The following is a 21,906-nucleotide window of genomic DNA, read 5'->3' on the forward strand; positions in this document are numbered from 1 at the left end:
GTGGGAAAACGGGACGGAGTGAAAGCCGATGGGCGGCACTGGCGTTATCGACCGGTTCCTCGCAGTCTTTACCAGCTACATCGACAGCGGCTTCGGGTTGCTGGGCAGCGAAGTGGGTTTCCTCGCGGCCACCCTGGCCGCGATCGACCTGACGCTGGCCGCGCTGTTCTGGGCCTGGGGCCGGGACGAAGATGTCATCGCCAGGCTCGTTAAGAAGACCCTGTTCATCGGGGTCTTCGCCTACCTCATCGGCAACTGGAACAGCCTCGCCCGCATCATATTTGAGAGCTTCGCTGGCCTTGGCCTGAAGGCCGCCGGCACCGGTCTATCGGCGGCGGATTTCCTCCGACCGGGGCGGGTCGCCCAAGTCGGTCTTGATGCCGGACGCCCCCTCCTGGAGTCGATTTCGGGACTGATGGGCTACATCAGCTTCTTTGAAAACTTCATCCAGATCGTGGTGCTGCTGTTCGCCTGGGTCGTGGTGCTGCTGGCCTTCTTCATTCTCGCCGTTCAGCTCTTCATCACCCTTATCGAGTTCAAGCTGACGACTCTCGCCGGCTTTGTGCTCATTCCCTTCGGACTCTTCAGCAAGACGGCCTTTCTGGCCGAGCGCGTGCTGGGCAACGTCGTGTCCTCCGGCGTGAAGGTGCTGGTGCTGGCAGTCATCGTCGGGATCGGCTCGACGCTCTTTTCTCAGTTCACTTCAGGCGCCGGCGCCCAGCCATCAATCGAAGACGCCATGGCGCTCGTGCTTGCCTCCCTGGCCCTGCTGGGTCTCGGTATCTTCGGGCCGGGCATCGCCAACGGCATCATCTCGGGCGGCCCCCAACTGGGTGCCGGTGCGGCGGTGGGAACCGGGCTGGCGGCCGGCGGGCTTGCCGCCGCAGGTGGCGCCCTTGCGACGGGCGGCGCGAGTGCGCTGGCCGGTGCCGCGGGCGCGGCCGCCCGAGGCTCTGCGGCTCTGGCAGGTGGTGCCGCGACTGCCTATCGCGCTGGTGGTCTGTCCGGCGTGACCATGGCTGGCGCATCCGCCGCGTCGAGCCCGCTTCGCCGGGCGTCAGAAAGCGTTTCGAGCAACTTTGAGGCAGGCGGGCGCGCCGCTGCCGGCGGTGCCGATGCCGGCACTGCGGCGGCTTCGCCGGACGCGCCGCCCGCATGGGCGCGGCGCATGAGGCGGAGTCAGGCCGCAAGCCACGGCGCTTCCGCCGCCACGCATGCCATCCGGTCCGGCGATCATGGTGGTGGCGGCTCCTCCATCGACCTTTCTGAAGGGAACCATTGATGTTCAAGCGTTCGTCCGTCCGTTACGGCCACACACCCGTGCCGGAGACGCCCTACCAGAAGGCTGCGCAAGTCTGGGACGATCGAATCGGGTCGGCGCGTGTGCAGGCCAGGAACTGGCGCCTGATGGCGTTTGGCTGCCTGGGGCTGGCCGCCGGTCTTGCCGGTGGGCTTGTCTGGCAAGCGACGAGGGGCACGATCACGCCCTGGGTCGTCCAAATCGACAGGCTTGGCCAGGCACAGGCGATCGCTCCGGCCGATCCCTCCTATCAACCCACCGATCCGCAGATCGCCTTTCATCTTGCGCGGTTCATCGAGGACGTGCGCGGGCTGCCATCTGACGCGGTCGTGCTCCGTCAGGGCTGGCTACGGGCATACGACTTCACGACGGACCGCGGCGCCACGGCCCTAAACGACTATGCGCGCCGCGCCGACCCTTTCGCCAAGCTCGGCAAGATGCAGATTTCCGTCGAGGTCTCGAGCGTCATCAGGGCATCGCCCGAGAGTTTCCGGGTGGCTTGGACCGAGCGTCGCTACGAAAGCGGCCAGCTCGCGGCCACCGAGCGGTGGACCGCCATCCTCACCATCGTGATCGAAACGCCGCGAGACGCCGATCGTCTGCGCAAGAATCCGCTCGGGGTATTCGTCAACGCCATAAGCTGGTCGAAGGAGCTCGCACAATGAGGGACCGCATCATACGGCCAGCCATCTTCGTCTCCCTCCTGGTGGTCACTGGATGCGCGTCGACCAAACCGCCGCAGATCAATTACGACGAGAGCGTACCGCCGCTACCGGCCTCCTCGGCGCCCGCCGAGGATCCACCGCCGCGGCCTCTGCACATCCCACCGGCCTGGACGCCTGCGCGCGGAGGACCCGGCGATGCAAGGGATCCGGTGGCGCGCGTCGAGGCCGCCAATGGCGCTGCGCGGGTGGAGCCACGCCGTGAGGGCTATTTCAACGCCGTGCAGGTGTTTCCGTATAGCCCGGGAGCCCTCTATCAGGTCTACGTAGCCCCAGGACAGGTCACCGACATTGCCCTGGAGCCCGGCGAGCAACTCACCGGCTCAGGCCCAGTGGCCGCCGGCGACACGGTACGATGGATTATTGGCGATACGGAAAGCGGTAACGGCGATACGCGTCGCGTGCATATCCTGGTCAAGCCAACCCGGCCTGCCATCGAGACCAACCTCGTGGTCAACACCGACCGACGTACCTATCTCATCGAGCTGCGGGCCCATGAGCGACCCTATATGCCCTCGGTCGCCTGGTTTTACCCGGAGAGCCGAGGCAAGAGCCTGCGCGCTCTGCCGCCAGTGCCGGTTCTCCCTGAGATCGCCCAGCGCCGGTATCGATACTCGATCGAGGGTGACAAGCCGCCCTGGCGTCCGGTCAACGCCTACGACGATGGGCGCAAGGTCTATGTCGAGTTCTCGCCCGGCATCGTTCAAGGGGAGATGCCACCTCTCTTCGTCGTCGGCGCGGATGGCAAGCCGGAGCTCGTCAACTCCCGTGCATACGGCAACGTCCTGATCGTTGACCGCCTGTTTGCCGCGGCCGAATTGCGGCTGGGCGGCGAGAGCCAGCAGATCGTCCGGATTGTCCGCACGGACGGAAGGCAGCAACGATGACCGATCAAACCCAGTCGGATTCGACAATCTCGACAACTGCTCAGTCTTTCAGGCTGCGATCGGAGGGGCCTCGCGTCACCCGTCTATCGCGCACTGTGCTGATTGGCGGAACGGCACTGGGCCTGATCTTGGTCTGCGGCGCCGTGCTGTGGGCTTTGCAGGGAGACCGGCTGCGTGGCGTCACGCCGCAAGAACTCTACACCACCGACCGGCCTCGCGTGGCCGATGGTCTTGCGGCGCTGCCGCGGGATTACACCGCGGTTCCCCGGAATGTCCCGCCGCTCGGGCCGCCGCTGCCGGGCGATCTCGGCCGGCCGATCGTGGCAGCTCAGGGCCAGCCTGTCCCGTCATCGCCCGACGCCGAGCAGCAGCGTCGGGCTCAGGAGACGGAAGCGGCCCGCGTCAGTCGCCTGTTCGCGCCTGGCAATCGCCAGACACAGCCTGGTGCCGGAAACATTCCTTCATCCCAGCCATCAACATCGGCAATGCCGTCATCCGCCGATGAGGCTTCGATCCAAAACGGACAAGACCGCAAGCTCGCTTTCATGAATGCGCCCGTTGATCGGAAAACGACCGGTCCCGATCGTCTGGCGCGGCCCGCTTCACCGTTTGTGCTGCAAGCTGGGGCCGTCATTCCTGCGGCTCTCGTCACCGGCCTACGGTCCGACCTTCCGGGGCAGATCACCGCGCAGGTGACGGAGAACGTCTATGACACGCCGACCGGCGGCGCGTTGCTGATTCCTCAGGGAGCACGGCTGATCGGCGTCTACGACAGCCAGGTTAGTTTTGGACAGTCACGTCTTCTTCTTGTCTGGACGCGGCTGCTTTTGCCGAACGGCTATTCGATCGTGCTCGAACGGCAACCCGGGGCGGACGCCAGCGGTCAGGCCGGGCTGGAAGACGATGTCGACCACCACTGGGGACCCCTGTTCAAGGCCGCGCTTCTTTCCACCATTTTGGCGGTCGGCACCGAGCTGGGCTCGGATCAGAACGATAATGATATCGTCCGCGCCCTGCGCCGGGGTGCGGGCGACACGCTGAATCAGGCTGGGCAGCAAGTGGTCCGGCGGAACCTCAACATCCAGCCAACCCTCACGATCCGCCCTGGTTATCCAGTACGGGTCATCGTGACCCGCGATCTCGTGCTTCAGCCTTACCCGGGATAGGAGAAACGTCATGTCCAAGCTAAAGCTCGGTGCCATTCTGGACGAGAAGCCTGTGAAGCTGACAGTGGATCTGCCGGCAGCAATTCACCGGGATCTCATTGTCTATGCGGAGGCGCTTGGCCGTGAAACGGAGCAGACGATCGATCCAGCGAAACTCGTGGCTCCTATGCTGGCTCGGTTCATGTCTGCGGATCGAGCCTTTGCGAGAGCGCGCCGAAAGGTCTCGTCTTTGAGGTCGTTCCAATCGATGACCTCATTGTTCGAAAGAGGGTGCCGCGAAGATAGCGCCGCAACAATGCGCTCCGACCATAGGGACATTGAAGGTCCGCTATGTTGTCGCGCCTGTCCGGCGACGATGGCTACATCTATGTCTCCCGCTCCGAGTGCGGCGGCCAATTGAGCCGGAGAGCGTTCGGTGACTTGTATGCCAATGCCTGGAAATGACTTGATATGCTCCGCCAGCACCGTACGTACCTTGTTTGTGGACACGGCTGTTCCAAAGCCTGCCTTGAGCACGCCTGCTTCTCCACAGTCGGCCAACCGCGACGCTGTCACCATGTGGTCGATTTCGTCAAACAGGCGGCGAGCCGCGTGAGTCATGCTCGCACCAGCCGGCGTGAGGCGTACTCCACCACTCGAGCGCTCGAACAAAGGGAAACCGACTTGCTCTTCAAGGTGCCGAATCCGCCGGCTGAGTGCCGATTGTTTAAGGTTAAGGGCTGTCGCAGCTTGCCGAAAGCTTCCGTGCTCGGCAGCAGCAATTACACTGCGCAACGAACTTAGATCGAGGTTCATGTTCCGACCACGTACCTGTTGCAGAATTTGAGCAGGAAAGTGCCGGGCGTCCTGCGAGGTTCTCGCCCTACGCGGCAACAATTCCATCTCCGAAGGGTTGCACCCTGTTTGTAATTTTAGAACCACAAGACTGGAAAAGTAAGCAGTATGCCTCTCAGCAAGGTCTAACGGCGGGGAGATACCCGTTGCCGGTATTCCGACAGAAGCTCGGCAATCGCCTCAGGCTTGGCCGTTTCGCTAAGCCGGGTGAAGGAGCGAAGATCGACGAACATTATCACTGCGCGTCGCCGGGCGAGAGCAAGGCCGGTGGCATTGTTCTGGAGTTCCGCGACTACGCTGGGGGAAAAAAACCGAGCCAGCATTTGGCGCCGTCTTTCACTTGCCACAGCCTCGGCAAGAATCGCGCTATGCTCCTTTGTCAGCAGGTAACAGACGAAGGCGGCGAATGCGAAAGCCGCCGCGAGCGCGCCCTCGGCACCAAACAAGGACCATTCGCTGGCCGCCATCGGATGCAGGTGAGCGTGCACAAAGAGGGTGATGGCGAGTAGCGATAGCCAGCCCGTCAGCACGACGGTGGAGAACAGGAGAACAAGATCTGGTCGCAATCGCAAGGCTGTGTGCGTCAGCAACAGAAAGCCGATCGCAAGGGAAGGGGCAGTTAAGCTGTGATCGAACGTTTGGCCGGGTGCAAACAGATGTTCGTGAAAGAGGGCCACTACCAACAGCGCATCAATGACAACGAAGACTGCCGTCGACCAGCCCGGCCCCCGTCGTTTCCAAGCCAACACCAACGCAACAGCGGTCGCAATTACGTACCAGCCGATAACTTGAATATGGACGAGTACGCTTTCGCCGTGCCTATTGGCCATAAGGTTAAGCACGAGGACGACGAAAACCAGCAGCCGCAACCACGCGGACCGCATCTCGCGGCGCCACCTGCGTTCCTCCCACGAGACGCCGGTTTCATTGGTAGCTTGCGCGAACAAAGGCGTTAAAGCCGAAAGGCTCTCAACCGCAAGGCGTTTGCGATGACGCTGAAGGAGGACAGCGCCATGGCAGCCGCTGCGATGATCGGCGACAGGAGGATGCCGAAAGAGGGGTAGAGTACGCCTGCGGCGATCGGGATGCCGGCTGCATTGTAGACGAAGGCAAAGAAGAGATTCTGGCGGATGTTGCGCATCGTTGCTTCGGACAAGCGTCTGGCCCGCACGATGCCCATCAGGTCGCCCTTGAGCAGCGTCACGCCAGCACTCTCGATTGCAACGTCCGTGCCGGTTCCCATCGCGATTCCGACATCTGCCGCAGCCAGGGCAGGCGCGTCATTGACGCCGTCGCCAGCCATGGCGACGACGCGGCCTTCGGCCCGCAACTTCTCGATGATCGCGCTCTTCTGTTCGGGAAGCACGTCCGCTTCGACCTCGGCAATGCCGAGCCGGCGCGCGACGGCTTCCGCCGTGGTGCGGTTGTCTCCGGTTAGCATGACGACCCGGATGTTCTCGGCGGTAAGGGCGCGGATCGCCTCGGGCGTTGTCGGCTTCACTGGATCGGCAATGGCAAAGACAGCCGCCGGGGCTCCATCCACTGCAAGGAAGATCGCGGTTGCGCCCTCGAGCCGGAGACGCTCCGCTTCTTCCTGCAGACTGTCCGGACTGACGCCGAACTCCGCTAGGAACTTTGCGTTGCCAAGCACTAGTTTGCGACCGTCAACCGTGCCGGTCACGCCCTTGCCGGTCGGCGAGTCGAACTCGCTCACCTCAGACAACGCAATCTTTCGGTCGGCAGCTTCCTTGACGATCGCTAGGGCAAGCGGATGCTCGCTGGCCCTCTCGGCACTTGCTGCCAGCGTCAGGACCGCGACCTCCGTGAACTCCTTGGCAGGGACGATGGCCACCACCTTCGGCTTGCCCTCCGTTAAAGTTCCGGTCTTGTCGACCACCAGCGTATCCACGCGCTCCATGCGCTCCAATGCTTCCGCGTTTTTGATCAAGACGCCTGCCTGCGCACCGCGCCCGACGCCGACCATGATCGACATGGGGGTTGCAAGGCCGAGCGCGCAGGGACATGCGATGATCAGTACGGCGACTGCGGCGACGAGCCCGAAGGCAAGTCGCGGTTCTGGTCCGAACAGGGACCAGGCGATGAAGGCTGTAATCGAGATGGCGATCACGACGGGCACGAAGTATCCAGAGACCTGGTCGGCTAGCCTCTGGATCGGCGCGCGACTGCGTTGAGCTTCGGCCACCATCTGGACGATGCGGGCGAGCATCGTGTCGCGGCCCACCTTGTCCGCGCGCATGACCAAGGCGCCCGTCGAATTGAGAGTGCCGGCGATCAGGCTTGCACCCGTCTCCTTGGTGACGGGCATGGATTCGCCGGTGACCATCGACTCGTCGATCGCCGACCGGCCGCTCAGCACCTCGCCGTCCACGGGCACCTTCTCGCCCGGCCTGACGCGCAGGCGATCACCGACCGAGATGACGTCTAGCGGCACAGTCTCGTCGCTACCGTCCTCCTTGAGCCGTTGCGCGGTCTTGGGAGCGAGATCAAGCAGGGCCTTGATGGCGCCGGAGGTCTGCGCGCGCGCGCGGAGCTCGAGCACTTGGCCCAGCAGGACGAGGACCGTGATGACGGCCGCGGCCTCGAAATACACCGCCACCCAACCATCGCTGCCCCGAAAGGCCGCCGGGAACAGACCAGGCGCGAGGACGGCCACGACGCTGTAGATCCAGGCCACACCAGTGCCGACGGCAATCAGCGTGAACATGTTGAGGTTGCGTGTGACCAGGGACTGCCAGCCACGCACGAAGAAGGGCCAGCCGGCCCACAACACGACCGGCGTGGCGAGCACCAGCTGAATCCAGTTGGAAGTCTTCTGATCGAGCAACATGTGAAGCGACGTAAGGTGTCCGCCCATTTCGAGAGCCACGATGGGCAGGCTGAAAGCCAGGCCAATCCACATGCGCCGCGACATGTCGATGAGCTCATGGTTCGGGCCATCGTCGAGCGAGACCTCTGCGGGTTCCAGCGCCATGCCGCAGATCGGGCAGCTCCCCGGCCCGACCTGACGGATTTCTGGATGCATGGGGCAGGTGAAAATCGTGCCGGGCGCTACGGGGGTGGCGGGCGTCTCGTCTCCTGGCTTGAGATAGCGGGCCGGCTCCGCCTCGAACTTCTGCAGGCACTTCGGGTTGCAGAAGTAATAGGTCTGGCCTTCATGCACGGTGGTGTGCTTGGCCGTCGCGACGTTCACCGTCATGCCGCACACGGGGTCCGTCGCGGTGGGCCGGGAATGGGCGTGGCCCTGATGGTCGGCGTGTCCGCCGCTGCAGCAATCGTGTTTCATGGCTTGCCATTTATACCCTACAGGGGTACGGTTCAAGCCATGGACGCCAAATTAAAGAAATCTCAGCTCGCCCGGCTCAGCCGCATAGAGGGGCAGGTGCGCGGGATCGCCCGAATGATTGAGGAGGAGCGGTACTGCATCGACGTGCTGACGCAGGTCCGCGCCGTGCGCGCCGCGCTGAACAAGGTCGAGCAGGAGACGCTTGCTGACCATCTGCAACATTGTGTGGCCCACGCCTTCCATGCAGGCTCGGAGAAGGACAGGATGAATAAGATCGAAGAGATCCTTGAAGTCCTCGACAGTAGGCGCCGCTGACCGCTCGCCATTCTGCCAATTGACAACTCATCGGTCCCTGCTCATTTATATCCCCATGATCGCCGCTCTTTCTCTAAGAAAGCTTGCACAGGCAGTTTTGCTTGCGCTGGCGGCATGGGTGCTCACTGCGGGTGTTGCATCTGCTCACGGCGGTCATGCGGGCGTGGATACGCGATCTTCATCAGAATCGGTCTCATCGCTGCCAGCGGCTTCCCAGCATAAAGATATCGCAGCGGGTCGTGCCGAACTAGCGGAAGGGAATCATGCGTTCGTCGAGCGCAGCGAAGATCCATGCCCGGCCGGCAACCCCGCGAAACACACCGGAAGTTGCTGCACTGTTGCATGCCATGCTGCCATGGCTGCTCCTGCGATCGACCCGTGGATTGGCCCCAGAGTGGTGTCGCCCCTTTTCGCCGCGCTGAGCGATATGCTTGAAGGCCGTTGCGGCGATCGTTCCGAACGCCCACCCAGACTCGTCTGACCGCGTTCGCGCCATAGGCGCGTGTCCGGTCGAGAGCCTGTGAGAGGCTCAACACCTCACGACACCTGACTTGCGTGAACGCAAAGAGGTCGCCGCGGCCCGTGGCGATGCTCCGTCCGTCGCGTTCACGTCAATTCCGTCTGGGTCGTCATCATGAAATCCTTGGTTCTAGCCGTGCTCGCGCTGGGAGTGGCTTCCTGCGCCGCGCCGCCATTGCCCGAGTTGTCGCCTACCGATGCGTCCAGCTCGGATGCTCCGACCGTCGCCACGCCCTACCAGCCGGTGTTGTCCGGCACTGCTTCCCACATGCCTGTCGGGCTGAAGCCCTGGCGGGAGCTCAATGATCGCGTCGCTCCCGGCGGGGGTCGGTCACAATGAAGATCATCACAAGAACTGCCGCCATTGCATGCGTAAGCTTGCTGGCCGCGGGCTGCGCAAAGTTCACGGACGATGGCGGCATGGCGCCAGTCACCGACAGCATTCGGAAGGAAATTGGCCGTGATGCGGTCAAGCTTTCGTCACCCGAAGATATGCGTCGCGCACGCGAGCGCGTACAGGCCTTGCTGTCGGAGCCCCTGACCGAAGATACGGCCGTACAGATTGCGCTGCTCAATAATCGCGGGCTACAGGCGGCCTACAACGATCTTGGAGTGTCGGAGGCTGAGTATGTCCAGACCAGCCTGCCCCCAAATCCGGCCATCACCGTGGGCCGTTCCTTCGGTACAGGCAACTTCGTTGAATTCGGCTTTCAGCTCGTCGGGAACTTGCTCGCGTTCGCAACGCTGCCGAGAAAGACTGAGATTGCGAAGCGCGAATTCGAAGAAGCGCGCTACCGCGCGGTCGCGACGACACTCAGCCTGACGATTGACGTACGTCGGACTTACATCAAGGCGATTGCTGCCCAGCAGCGCCTCGCCCTGCTGGAGCAGGCCCGGCAGACCGCCGATGCTTCTGCCCAGATGATGAAGCAGCTTGGCGAAACAGGTGCCGCCAACAAGCTCGACCAAGCGCGCGTCACCGCCTTTTATGCCGACCTGAGCGCCCAGGTGGCCCAAGCGCGACTGAGCGTCAGTACCACACGTGAAGCTTTAAATCGGATGTTGGGCATTTGGGGAAGTGATCTCAGCTATAAGTTGCCGGCTCGTCTTCCGGCCTTGCCCGCCGCCGCTGATGCTTTGGCGGACGTTGAAGTCGAGGCGATGAAGCGGCGCGTCGACCTCATCATTCTTCGCTACGAGATCGTGACGCTTGCGAAATCGTCAAAATTCGTCAACGCCACCCGCTACATGTCGTTTCTGGAACTTGGTCTCGGCTTCAGAAACGAAGTGGAAACCAATGATGCGGGCGAACAGACGTCAAAGAACAGGTATGGTCTCGAGCTAGGCCTCGTGATCCCTATCTTTGACACGGGTGAAGCCCGTGTGGTCACGGCGCGCGAAATCTATATGCGCGCCGTCAACAGACTTATTGAGCGTTCCGTTAACGCCCGCTCGGAAGCGCGAGTTGCTTACACGACCTATCGCGCGACCTACGATATCGCGCGATTCTACCAGTCGCGCATCGTACCGCTTCGACGCCAAATTTCGTCTGAGATTCTCCTCCGTTACAACGGCATGCTCATCGACGTTTTCGAGCTGCTGATCGAGGAGCGCGAGCGAATCACGACCAACATCGCCTCGCTCGATGCGTTACGCGACTACCACCTCGCCGTCGCCGACATGCAGGCTGCTTTGATTGTTGGCGGCACCGTTCCGCCGTCCGGCGTCATCAACACGACTCCACCTCCCGAAACCGTTCCTCTGGGACTTTAGAAAAGGAGAATCACATGAGCATCTCCAGACGCGATCTCGTCGGAGCATCGGGCCTTGCCCTCCTCGGCGCTGCCGCCGTTAGCGGTCGCGTCCAGGCCCAGTCAATTCCGGAAGCGCCGACAACCACGACTAACACGATGCAGCCGCCACTATATCCGACAAGTGGACCGGACTATCAGCCTGTCGTGACGCTGAACGGTTGGACGCTACCCTGGCGGCAGAACGGGGACTGGAAAGAGTTCCATCTGGTTGCCGAGCCGGTTGAGCGCGAAATGGCGCCCGGCATGATCGCCCGGCTGTGGGGCTACAATGGACAGAGCCCTGGCCCCACGATCGAGGCGGTTGAAGGCGACAAAGTCCGTATCTTTGTCACCAATCGCCTACCCGAGCACACGACCATTCACTGGCATGGCCAGCTCCTGCCTTCCGGCATGGACGGTGTTGGTGGCCTCAATCAACCGCACATCAAGCCAGGCCAAACCTTCGTTTATGAGTATCAGCTCATGAAAAGTGGGACCTTCATGTACCACCCGCACGCCGACGAGATGGTCCAGATGGCCATGGGCATGATGGGCTTCTTCGTCGTCCATCCACGCGATCCCAAGCTGCATCGAGTCGATCGCGACTTCGTCTTCCTCCTCTCGTCCTACGATATCGACCCCGGCAACTACGTGCCCAAGGTCGCGGAGATGACCGCCTTCAACATGTGGACCTGGAACAGCCGCGTCTTCCCCGGCATCGATCCCTTGGTGATCGCGAAGGGCAACCGCGTACGAGTGCGTGTCGGAAACCTCACAATGACCAACCATCCGATCCATATGCACGGTTACGACTTCGAGGTGACCTGTACCGACGGCGGATGGGTGCGGCCCGAAGCACGCTGGCCCGAGGTCACGATCGATATTCCGGTAGGGGCCATGCGTGCTTACGAGTTCGATGCGATCTATCCCGGTGACTGGGCGATCCACTGCCACAAGTCCCATCACACGATGAACGCGATGGGGCACGATATCCGGACCTTCATTGGCGTCGACAAGAAACAGTTCGCCAGACAGATGAAGCGCATGGTGCCGGACTACATGCCGATGGGCAGTGCGGGCATGGCCGACATGGGTGAAATGGAGATGCCGCTGCCCGACAACACCTTGCCGATGATGACCGGCTTCGGCCAGTTCGGCGCCATCGAGATGGGCGGCATGCTTTCAGTCGTAAAGGTGCGCGAGGGGTTGGCAGCGGGGGACTACAAGGATCCCGGCTGGTATCAAAATCCGCCCGGAACCGTGGCCTGGGAATGGAAGGGACCAAAGCCCACCACCACTCGTGCCCCTACACCCACGCCTGCGGCAAAGCCCGGCGGCGCACCTGTGCGCGTGGTCAAACCGTCTTCTCACGGCTCGCATAAGTAGTTCAATCATGGAGGTAATCTTGAAAGCTCGAACTCTCCTCACTGCATCAATCGCTGCCGCGCTGCTGACCGGTACGGCCATGGCTAGCCCCGGACACAAGCCAGGCGAAGGCCATTCGCACGCCGACGACACGTTATACGGCAAGCCGGGTGATCCCAAGAAGCCCGCGCGCGTCGTTCAGATCGTCTTCCGCGAGGATGATGGGAAGATGCTGTTCCTGCCCGACAAGCTCAAGTTCAAGAAGGGCGAACAGGTCCGCTTCCAGCTTCGCAACAATGGCGCCGTCGACCATGAGTTCGTCGTCGGCACGGTCGAGGAAAACCTGAAGCACATGAAGGACATGGAGAAGAATCCGGACATGGAACACGACGACCCCAATGCGAAGCGTCTGAAGCCCAAGGCAACCGGGGAGATCCTCTGGCAGTTTACCAAGGCGGGCACCTTCGACTTCTCTTGCCTCATTCCCGGACACCGCCAGGCCGGCATGTTCGGCACCATCGTCGTCGAGTGAGCGAACGCAACCAAAGGAGTATCAGATGTTCAAGAATATCATTACCATCGTGCTGACTGCGATCCTGTTCTCGGTTCCGGCATGGGCCGACGGCAACATGGTGAAGGCTGAGGTCGTCAAGGTGGACAAGTCTGCGGGAAAGATCACGCTGAAGCATGGCCCCATAAAGAATCTCGATATGGACGCCATGACCATGGTGTTCCGCGTCGCTGATCCCGCCATGCTCGAAAAGGTGAACGCCGGGGACAAGATCGAATTCGAGGCCGATCGCGTCAATGGTGCCATCACCGTCACCAAGATAGGCAAAGGGCACTGACGGCGCGCCGATGAAACAAGAGATGGTAGGCTCCGTCGTCTGCCTAGCCGCCTTGATAGGCATTGGAGGGTCGTCGGCAGTCGCCGACGATCGCGAGTTGCAGGCGATACTGGTCAAGCAGGCTTGCGTACCCGGCACAATCAAGCAGACGGCGCTGTCACCGTTGGTCACCGCCTACGAGGTGATTTGCCGAGGGTCGGGCCGGGTCCTTACCATCGTGTGCGTGGACGCGGACTGCCGCCTGCAGCCGAAGCCACGGCAGGAGGACGAAGGCACGACAGCCAGGGAATCGATCGATGGGTAGACGATTGTTTGCCACGCCGCGCCGCGACTGGCGGAGGATCGGGTTTGGAAGCGCGATGCTCGTGATCGTTCTCACGGCGAGTGGTTTCGTGCTCTTTCGGGAGGGACCGGTCCGTATCGATCCCAGCGACAACAACCAGGTTGCTCTCGGCAAGCGGCTCTACGCGACGGCTTGCGCGAGTTGCCACGGAACCGCTCTCGAGGGACAGCCGGACTGGCAGCGACGCCTTCCCAATGGCCGGCTCCCTGCACCGCCGCATGACGCAAGCGGACATACGTGGCATCATTCGGATGCCTTCCTGATGGGCGTCACGCAGCGTGGTCCCGCAGCCTATCCGGAGGGTTACCTGACCGATATGCCAGCCTTTCGAGATACCCTCTCGGATCGAGAGATCGCGGCAATCCTGGCTTATATCAAGAGCCAGTGGCCGGCGGACATCAGGGTTCGGCAGAACCGCCTCAATGGCGCACGATGAGGGGCTGGCCACCCGCTGCACGCGAACTGCATGAGATTGCGCGAGTTTGGCGACTTTCTGCCATCGCTGCCGTGTTGGAGTAGGCACGTTGTTTGGTTCTTCGAAGCGCTCTCTTCTTTGCGACCGCAGGCCTGTGCGTTGTATTGCGGCGCCTTTCTCCCGCAACTTCGCTGCATCGCTGAGACGATCGGATACAAGATTCGGTTTATGGTCGACCGCGACAATAAAAAGCGTCGGGATAGAAAATTCAATTTCATGAGATAGCTTGTTTCGCGAGAGTTTTCGCTCCATCGGAGAGGGGACCCGGCGCACCGTGGCATCTCCTGCGGCGCCATGATGTAGGGCGGGTGGTTGATTGGACTACGGGCCTTCGTCGTTCTTGTGTTGGGCGCTGCGGCTCTCGTAAATACCTCCGAGCGACGTAACAAGTCGCGTTGTTGGAGCGGTGTCCCAGTGTTTTTGGCCAGCCGTTACACCTAAAATCAGCGTCTCTGCATAACGCTACCGTGACAACTGCGCTGTTGGCACGTCCGGTCGATTAGCACACTATGTCAATCATGCGTCGTCTGCGCCTCCTCGCTAGACTATTGGGCTGTCTTGCCGTTCTCGCGGCTAGTTTGCCGGTGGTGGTGCTGGCGTGGGCACCTTCTAGCAATAGTGTACCGGTTCAGACGGCCGCGCCCGAGCCGTGCGACCATTGCCCTGATTGCCAGGAGGGGCCCTGCCAGCCGGCGATGGCAGGTTGCGTGCAGACCTGCGTATCCCCTGCGCCGTCCCTCGGCGTGGCCAGTTTTTCCCTGCCGGCGCTTACAACCACAGAGATTACTAGTCTCCGTCCTCCGGTCGCCCTGCACGGCCGGTCACCGCCGCCCGATCCCTTCCCACCGCGGATCTGACTTCCCGATCATTGCAGGAGCGTAGCGCACGCCCGGCGGCGTAGCGCGGCGTGACAAGCGCCATCGTGCGCGTGGTTTTCGAAGGGAAGTCGTATGTCGAACAGATCGAGTTCGAAGCGGAGTGGCGCTCTGTCGCTGGCATTGCTCGTCCTCGTCCTCGTCCTGGGCCTTGGTGCGGGCGCTGTGCTGTGGCTGTGGAAGGGGATCACACTGGGCACCCCGATGGAGGCCGTCCAGGCTGCCGCAGCGGCCGGTGGGCCTTGCGATGGCAAACCGGCGAAGCTCTATCGCAATCCGATGGGGGCGCCCGATACCTCTCCCGTGCCGAAAAAGGACTCGATGGGCATGGACTACATCCCCGTGTGCGAGGACGAGAGTGCGCCGGAGAACGGTAATGTCGTCAAGGTGAGCCTCGACCGCGTGCAGAGGCTCGGCGTGCGCAGCGAAGTCGTTGAAGAGCGGGCGCTGGCACGCGCCGTACTCACCTTCGCCTCGGTGCAGTACGACGAGCGCCGCCAGGCGGTGGTCGCTCCCAAGTTCGGCGGCTGGATCGAGAAGCTTTATGTCAATGCGACCGGCGACGTCGTGATGGCGGGTCAGAAGCTGTTTGAAGTCTACAGCCCCGAACTCAACGTTCTTCAGCAGGAATTCATGCTGTCCCGCGGTACGCCACAAAGCGGTGCCGAAGGCCGCCTCCGCAACCTCGACTATCCCGAGGCCGATCTTGAGAAGTTGCGCCGGGGAGATCGCGCACCACGCACCATCGGCGTGCCTGCCCCGGAGGCCGGCACGGTCGTGGAGAAGATGGCGGTTAAGGGAATGCGCTACCAGCCGGGCGAGGTGCTGTTTCGCATCGTCGACATGTCGGTCATGTGGGTGCTGGCCGAGGTCTACGAGCAGGATCTTGCCTTCGTAAAGGTGGGCGACACGGCCAAGGTCACCATCAATTCCTGGCCCGACCGGCCGTTTTCCGGTCGCGTGACCTTCATCTATCCCAGCCTCGGCAAGGAAAGCCGTACGGCACGACTCAGAATAGAGGTGGCCAATTCTGAGGGGCTGCTGCGAGCTGACATGGCGGCCACTGTCGAGATCGAGGCGCCTATCCCGGGCCGATGGGTGGCAGTGCCCGACTCTGCAGTCATCGACAGCGGCAAGCGCCAAGTCGTGCTGGTCGAGCGCGGCGAGGGCCGCTACGAGCCACGGCCGGTCAAGCTCGGCGCGCGGGTGGCTGGATATGTCCAGGTGCTCGACGGACTGAAGCCGGGCGAGCGAGTGGTGACGGCGGCCACCTTCTTGATCGACGCTGAGAGCAATCTCCGGGCAGCACTCGCGGCGTTTACCGCGGGAGAGACCAAATGATCGCCGGCCTCATCCGCTGGTCGGCGCGCAACCTCCTGCTGGTATTCATCGCAACCCTCGGCCTGACCGGCGGAGGTCTCTATGCGATCGGCCATGTCTCGCTCGACGCCATCCCCGACCTCTCCGACATCCAGGTGATCGTCTATACCGAGATGCCAGGTCAGGCGCCGCAGGTGGTTGAGGACCAAGTTACCTATCCGTTGACCACGGCCATGCTGGCGGTGCCGCGCAGCCGCGCCGTGCGTGGCTTTTCGTTCTTCGGCGTGTCCTTCGTCTACATCATCTTCGAAGACGGCACCGACATCTATTGGGCGCGCAGCCGCGTGCTGGAGTACCTCAACTCGGGTGCCCAGAAGCTGCCGGCCGATGTCAAGCCAACCTTGGGGCCGGACGCAACTGGCGTCGGCTGGGTCTATCAATATGTCGTGCTGGGCGCCAACCGCTCGCTGGCCGAGCTGCGTTCGCTGCAAGATTGGTACATCCGCTTCGCGCTGGCCAAGGCCGAGGGCGTGGCCGAGGTGGCAAGCGTCGGCGGCTTCGTGCGGCAATATAACGTCGTGGTCGACCCGGCCAAACTGCGCAGCTTCAGCGTGCCCCTGGCGAGCGTGATCGCGGCGATCCGCGCCTCCAACCGCGAGGTCGGCGGCCGGGTCGTCGAGATGGCCGAGACTGAGTTCATGGTGCGCGGCCGCGGCTACATCAAGAACACAGAGGACCTCGAGCATATCGTGCTGCGCGCCGAAGGGTCTGTTCCGGTCCTGCTGCGCGACGTGGCGCGCGTCGAATTCGGGCCCGACGAGCGACGCGGCGTCGCCGAGCTCGACGGCGAGGGCGAGGTGGTGAGTGGCATCGTCTTGCAGCGTTTCGGCCAGAACGCGCTCGACGTCATCGCCAAGGTGAAGGCCAAGATCAAGGAGATCGCCGGCGGCCTGCCGGAGGGCGTACGCATCGAGGCGGTATACGACCGCTCCGACCTGATCCACCGCGCCATCGACACGCTAATCCGCACACTGATCGAGGAGAGCGTAGTTGTGGCGGTCGTGTGTTTCGTGTTCCTGCTGCATGTTCGCTCCGCGCTGGTCGCGATCGTGACCTTGCCAGTCGGCGTGCTGATGGCGTTCCTTGCCATGCACATCATGGGTATTGGCTCTAATATTATGAGCCTCGGCGGTATCGCCATCGCCATCGGCGCCATGATCGACGCTGCCATCGTCATGATCGAGAACGCCCACAAGCATCTGGAACGGCTCAAACCAGGCCAGTCGCGCCGTGAGGCGATCATCGAGGCGGCGGTCGAGGTCGGTCCGGCTCTGTTCTTCAGCCTGCTGGTCATCACCGTGTCGTTCCTGCCGATCTTCACTTTGGAAGCGCAGGAGGGCCGGATGTTCAAACCGCTGGCCTGGACGAAGAGTCTGTCGATGGCCGCGGCAGCGCTGCTATCGGTCACCTTGGTGCCGGCGTTGATGCTTCTGTTCGTTCGCGGACATATCCTGCCGGAGCGCCGCAACCCGGTGAACCGGCTTCTGATCTGGCTTTATCGACCGGCCATAAGGCTCGTGCTGTGGGCGCGTGTGCCGACGATCGTGCTAGCGCTTGCCATATTAGGCGCCACGGCATGGCCGGCGATGCGAATCGGCACTGAATTCATGCCCACCCTCGACGAGGGCACGCTGCTCTACATGCCGACGACTCTACCTGGCCTCTCCGTCACCAAGTCGGCGGAACTGCTGCAGACCCAGGACAAGATCATAAAGTCGTTCCCCGAGGTTGCTTCGGTGTACGGCAAAGCCGGCCGTGCCCTATCCGCGACCGATCCAGCGCCTCTCGAAATGTTCGAGACGGTGATCAACCTCAAACCCAAGGACCATTGGCGGCCGGGCATGAACGTCGACCTTCTGATCACCGAGATGGACCGTGCCTTGCAATTCCCGGGCGTCAGCAACGCTTGGACCATGCCCATCAAAGCCCGTACCGATATGCTGGCTACCGGCATCCGCACTCCCGTGGGCGTCAAGCTGCTGGGCCGAGACCTCGGCGAACTCGAGAATCTCGCCCGCCAGGTTGAAGCGGCGGTGCGCAGCGTGCCCGGCACCACAAGTGCCTTTGCCGAGAGGGTCACCGGCGGTTCGTTCCTCGACATCGTGCCCGACCGCATGCGGCTCGCTCAGTACGGCCTCACGATCGAAGACTTGCAGTTGGCGGTGTCGAGCGCCTTGGGTGGCGAGGCGGTCAGCACGACGGTCGAGGGTCGCGAGCGCTACTCGATCAACGTGCGCTATCCGCGAGATTACCGCTCCGATCCGCAGGCGATCGCCTCAGATGTGCTGATTTCGACCATGCGCGGCGGGATGATCCCGCTGGGTCAAGTTGCCCAGGTGAAGCCAAACCAGGGCCCGACCACCATTCGCACCGAGAACGCCCAACTCGCGGTCTACGTCTTCGTCGATTTCCGCGACCGCGACCTCGGCGGCTACGTCGCCGACGCGCGCCGCGCCGTGCAGGAGAAGGTCAAGTTCCCGCCCGGCTCTTACGCGATTTGGAGTGGCCAGTTTGAATTCCTCGAGCGGGCCGAGGCCCGATTGCAGATTGTCGTGCCGGGGACCTTGCTGCTGATCTTCGTCCTGCTCTTTCTCAACTTCCGGCGCATGACGGAGACGTTGATCGTGATGCTATCGCTGCCGTTCTCGCTGGTCGGCGGCTTTTGGTTCGTGTGGTGGCTGGGCTTCAACATGAGCGTGGCCGTGGCTGTCGGCTTCATCGCCCTGGCGGGCGTCGCCGCCGAGACCGGCGTGGTCATGCTGATCTATCTCGACCATGCACTGAAGGAGCGGCGCCGCCAGTGCGCGGTCGAAGGCCGGCCGCTCGACCGAACCGACCTGCGGTCCGCCATTGTCGAGGGCGCGGTCGAGCGCGTGCGGCCCAAGATGATGACGGTGACGGCCATCATGGCTGGCCTGCTGCCGATCCTGTGGAGCACCGGGACAGGCTCCGAAGTGATGCAGCGCATTGCCGTGCCGATGATCGGCGGTATGGTGAGCTCGACCCTACTCACCTTGTTGGTCATTCCCGCGCTCTACGCCTTGGTAAAGGGCTGGAATCTGCAGCCGGCATCATCTCGCTTGGCGGAGGCCGACACATGAGAAAGATGGCCCTTGTCGCGTTCCTGGCGCTTGCAGCCTGCGCAACGCCGCCGCCGCCGACGTTGACGCCATTGCCCGGACCCGACGATTCGACTGCACCGGCCTCCGACGCACCCTATCGGCCAGTGATGACGGGAACTGTTTATCACGGCTTGGGAAGTGCGCCATGACCCGGTTTTTCACCATCGTATTGATACTCGCCGGCTTGCTCGCCGGCTGCGCCTCATTCTCGCCCGACGGCGGCATGACCGAGGTAGCGGAAAGCGTTAACCGCGAGATCGGTCCCGGCATCGGCAAAAAGGTCGTCAAAATTGCCAGCGTCGAGCAGGCGCAGCAGGCCAAACAGCAGATCGCTGTTCTACTGGCCGCGCCGCTCTCGGCCGATGCGGCGGTGCAGGTGGCGCTGCTCAACAACCGCGACTTACAGGCCGCCTACAACGACCTGGGAATCTCCGAAGCGGCCTATGTCCAGGCGAGCCTGCCGCCCAATCCCGGGATCTCCTTGATGAATATTGGGGGCACGGGCGTGGCAAATTTCGAGCTGAGGCTGATCGGAGACATTCTCAGCCTGATCACTCTACCTCGGCGCACAGCGATCGCTGCCGACCAGTTTGCCCGTGCTCGACAGCAGGCGGTGGCAACCACTCTGACCCTCGCGACTGACACGCGCCGGGCCTATGTCCGCGCCGTTGCAGCGCACCAGCAGGTCGGCTTATTGGATCAGGCGCGCGGCACGGTCGATACGGCGGTAAGGCTGAACATGCAACTAGGTCAAGCCGGTGGCGGCGATCAGCTCGATCAGGCCGAGCTCGCGGCCTTCTATGCCGAACTGAGCGCACGCATGGGCCAAGCCCGACTCACGGCGCGCCGCGAGCGCGAGACGCTGATCCGCCTGATGGGCCTGTGGGGAGGCGACATCGCCTTCAACCTGCCAGCCGAGTTGCCGCCGCTGCCGGGTGAACCAGAATCGATGGCGGCGGTGGAAATCGAAGCCATCAACCGCAGGGTCGACTTGATCATGGCGCGCTACGACGTCGCCGCGCTGGCCAAATCCCTGTCGCTCACCGAGGCCACTCGCTACGTCTCAATGCTGCAGCTGGCCGGTATCTTCAACAGCGAGTCGGCTAACCCGCTGACTAACACCAACACCCAAATCAACCGCGGCGGCGCTCAGCTCGACTTCCAACTTCCCATCTTCGACACTGGCGAAGCGCGCACGCGGACGGCGCAAGAGACCTACATGCGGGCGCTGAACCGGCTTGCTGCGAAGGCTGTCAATGCCCGCTCCGAGGCGCGCATCGCCTACGACACCTATCGCGGCACCTACGACATCGCTCGATTCTGGCGTGATCGCGTCTTGCCGTTGCGGCACACGGTCTCCCGCGAAGTGGCATTGCGCTACAACAACGGCGTGCTGGCCGGCGAGGGGATGCGCGTCGATCTGTTCAGATTCTTCGTCGACGCCCGCGTGCGCATCGGCGCCACCGCCTCAGCGCTGGACGCCCGCCGCGATTTCTATCTCGCCGCCGCCGACTTGCAGGCCGCGCTCTCCATAGGCAGCGGTGGATCCGTGAGTAACGAGCCCGTGGCATCAACATCGACGCCGATGCAATGAGACAGGAGAACCCGTATTCTTGCGTCAAGAAATTGCTCTCGCTGACAGCAGGTTTTACTGCTGCGAAAGTGTTCCTAGGTGGCAACCCTAGGCTCAAGGTCGTGCCAAACGCCCAGGTAGCTCCAGGTTGCGCGGGGCATGCCTCAATTTAGGTTTGCTCACAGAGCTTCCTCAATGGCGGACCTGGCGAGATTCGAACTCACTACTTCTGCTTTCGGAGGGCAACGCTCCTACGCCTGAGGATTCTTAAGTAATCAGAGTCGTCAGTCCGATCAGCACCGCCACTCATCTCATGGCTGAGATGCGCTGGGTACATTGGTGGGTACACTCAAAAATGCTCGTCCAAAAAAAGATCACTATTTCAGCTAGATAGACGAAATTTCGATTCCGTCTCGGGGCACCATTTTCCATCCGGCCTAGTTCTTAGTTGTCCGCGCTCGTTCGCCGATTGCTCAGAACCCTCGTAAGATCAAGCTTTGAACGTTTATTGGCGTTCGGCACTGTTCGCGACCGTCCGCGAGAATCCGGCTCCTTCGGGTACACTGCGGGGACACGCGGAAGGCCGGGTACAATGACGGCACGATTACCGACGACCATGGCCTGAGCCTCGTTGTGCGGCCCAACGCGACCTCAGGGGGCATGGCTGATCGACGTCTTCGACAGCAAAGTCAGCTTCGGGCAGTCACGTATTCTTCTGGCCTGGACGCGGCTGCTTCTGCCGCAACGGCTATTCGATCATGCTCGAACGACAACCCGGAGCGGATGCCAGCGGGCAGGCTGGTCTGGAAGACGGCGTCGATCATCATTGGGCTCGCTGTTCAACGCGGTACTTCTCTCGACCGTCCTCGCGGTCGGCGCCGAGCTCGGGTCGGACCAGAACGATGGCGATATCGTCCGTGCCTGCGCAGTGGTGCGGGCGACACGCTGAAACAGGCCGGACAGCAAGTGGTGCGGCGCAACCTCAACATGCAGTCCACTGACCATCCGGCCGGTCAATCGGTGCGGGCAATCGCGACGCGTGACCCCGTGCTTTCGCCGGCCCGCGAATAGGAGAAGCGTAATGT

At 62.4% G+C, this 21,906-nt stretch carries 17 protein-coding genes and 2 pseudogenes; 16 read left to right on the top strand and 3 right to left on the bottom strand.

All coding sequences use genetic code 11. From position 1 onward, the window contains the following. Window positions 1–28: 28 nt before the first annotated feature. The 5 genes and pseudogenes from trbL to ACP15H_RS29065 form a co-directional block, all read left to right on the top strand. Entirely contained in the window at window positions 29–1,282 is a 1,254-nt protein-coding gene (gene trbL, locus ACP15H_RS29045) for a P-type conjugative transfer protein TrbL (RefSeq protein ID WP_425069591.1), read from the top strand. After that, window positions 1,282–1,965 (top strand): conjugal transfer protein TrbF, encoded by a 684-nt coding sequence (gene trbF, locus ACP15H_RS29050; RefSeq protein ID WP_425069592.1) that lies wholly within the window; start codon window positions 1,282–1,284, stop codon window positions 1,963–1,965. Before trbL ends, trbF begins: the two co-directional genes overlap by 1 nt. Further along, window positions 1,962–2,909: a P-type conjugative transfer protein TrbG gene (gene trbG, locus ACP15H_RS29055; RefSeq protein ID WP_425069593.1), complete on the top strand. Its 948-nt coding sequence runs from the start codon at window positions 1,962–1,964 to the stop codon at window positions 2,907–2,909. Before trbF ends, trbG begins: the two co-directional genes overlap by 4 nt. After that, window positions 2,906–4,075 carry a TrbI/VirB10 family protein gene (locus tag ACP15H_RS29060; protein ID WP_425069594.1) on the top strand — a complete coding sequence of 390 codons (1,170 nt, stop codon included), beginning with the start codon at window positions 2,906–2,908 and terminating at the stop codon, window positions 4,073–4,075. Before trbG ends, ACP15H_RS29060 begins: the two co-directional genes overlap by 4 nt. 10 nt (window positions 4,076–4,085) lie before the next feature. Then, window positions 4,086–4,301 (top strand): annotated as a pseudogene (locus tag ACP15H_RS29065) (DUF2274 domain-containing protein); the annotation flags it as partial. A 50-nt stretch (window positions 4,302–4,351) separates the two neighbouring features. Here ACP15H_RS29065 and ACP15H_RS29070 read toward each other — a convergent pair. From ACP15H_RS29070 to ACP15H_RS29080, 3 genes and pseudogenes are all read right to left on the bottom strand, one after another. Then, window positions 4,352–4,957 (bottom strand): annotated as a pseudogene (locus ACP15H_RS29070) (LysR family transcriptional regulator); the annotation flags it as partial. Between the two features lie 77 nt (window positions 4,958–5,034). After that, window positions 5,035–5,793, bottom strand: a complete 759-nt coding sequence (locus tag ACP15H_RS29075; RefSeq protein WP_425069595.1) for a hypothetical protein — start codon at window positions 5,791–5,793, stop codon at window positions 5,035–5,037. A gap of 68 nt (window positions 5,794–5,861) precedes the next feature. Beyond that, window positions 5,862–8,213, bottom strand: a complete 2,352-nt coding sequence (locus ACP15H_RS29080; RefSeq protein ID WP_425069596.1) for a heavy metal translocating P-type ATPase — start codon at window positions 8,211–8,213, stop codon at window positions 5,862–5,864. Here ACP15H_RS29080 and ACP15H_RS29085 point away from each other — a divergent pair. The 11 genes from ACP15H_RS29085 to ACP15H_RS29135 all read left to right on the top strand — a co-directional run bounded on the left by ACP15H_RS29085 (window position 8,160) and on the right by ACP15H_RS29135 (window position 21,770). Continuing rightward, on the top strand, window positions 8,160–8,528 hold the full coding sequence (locus ACP15H_RS29085) for a metal-sensitive transcriptional regulator (RefSeq protein ID WP_425069597.1): 369 nt from the start codon (window positions 8,160–8,162) through the stop codon (window positions 8,526–8,528). The genes ACP15H_RS29080 and ACP15H_RS29085 overlap by 54 nt on opposite strands. Window positions 8,529–8,583: 55 nt before the next feature. Continuing rightward, on the top strand, window positions 8,584–9,009 hold the full coding sequence (locus tag ACP15H_RS29090) for a hypothetical protein (protein ID WP_425069598.1): 426 nt from the start codon (window positions 8,584–8,586) through the stop codon (window positions 9,007–9,009). Window positions 9,010–9,383: 374 nt separating this feature from the next. Further along, window positions 9,384–10,820 carry a TolC family protein gene (locus ACP15H_RS29095; RefSeq protein ID WP_425069599.1) on the top strand — a complete coding sequence of 479 codons (1,437 nt, stop codon included), beginning with the start codon at window positions 9,384–9,386 and terminating at the stop codon, window positions 10,818–10,820. A 14-nt stretch (window positions 10,821–10,834) separates the two neighbouring features. Beyond that, entirely contained in the window at window positions 10,835–12,226 is a 1,392-nt protein-coding gene (locus ACP15H_RS29100) for a multicopper oxidase family protein (RefSeq protein ID WP_425069600.1), read from the top strand. Window positions 12,227–12,245: 19 nt separating this feature from the next. Further along, entirely contained in the window at window positions 12,246–12,737 is a 492-nt protein-coding gene (locus ACP15H_RS29105; protein WP_425069601.1) for a cupredoxin domain-containing protein, read from the top strand. Between the two features lie 25 nt (window positions 12,738–12,762). Next, the gene (locus tag ACP15H_RS29110) at window positions 12,763–13,053 is read left to right on the top strand and encodes a copper-binding protein (RefSeq protein ID WP_425069602.1); all 291 of its coding nucleotides are present in this window, start codon (window positions 12,763–12,765) and stop codon (window positions 13,051–13,053) included. Between the two features lie 359 nt (window positions 13,054–13,412). After that, window positions 13,413–13,832 carry a c-type cytochrome gene (locus ACP15H_RS29115; protein ID WP_425069603.1) on the top strand — a complete coding sequence of 140 codons (420 nt, stop codon included), beginning with the start codon at window positions 13,413–13,415 and terminating at the stop codon, window positions 13,830–13,832. A gap of 989 nt (window positions 13,833–14,821) precedes the next feature. Further along, the gene (locus ACP15H_RS29120; RefSeq protein WP_425069604.1) at window positions 14,822–16,087 is read left to right on the top strand and encodes an efflux RND transporter periplasmic adaptor subunit; all 1,266 of its coding nucleotides are present in this window, start codon (window positions 14,822–14,824) and stop codon (window positions 16,085–16,087) included. Continuing rightward, window positions 16,084–19,227 (top strand): efflux RND transporter permease subunit, encoded by a 3,144-nt coding sequence (locus ACP15H_RS29125; RefSeq protein ID WP_425069605.1) that lies wholly within the window; start codon window positions 16,084–16,086, stop codon window positions 19,225–19,227. Before ACP15H_RS29120 ends, ACP15H_RS29125 begins: the two co-directional genes overlap by 4 nt. 166 nt (window positions 19,228–19,393) lie before the next feature. Beyond that, complete coding sequence (locus ACP15H_RS29130; protein WP_425069606.1) at window positions 19,394–20,842, top strand: TolC family protein; 1,449 nt, start codon at window positions 19,394–19,396, stop codon at window positions 20,840–20,842. A 610-nt stretch (window positions 20,843–21,452) separates the two neighbouring features. After that, window positions 21,453–21,770 (top strand): TrbI/VirB10 family protein, encoded by a 318-nt coding sequence (locus ACP15H_RS29135; protein WP_295132023.1) that lies wholly within the window; start codon window positions 21,453–21,455, stop codon window positions 21,768–21,770. Window positions 21,771–21,906 lie beyond the last annotated feature (136 nt).

Source organism: Reyranella sp., assembly GCF_965249915.1.
Taxonomy (GTDB): domain Bacteria; phylum Pseudomonadota; class Alphaproteobacteria; order Reyranellales; family Reyranellaceae; genus Reyranella.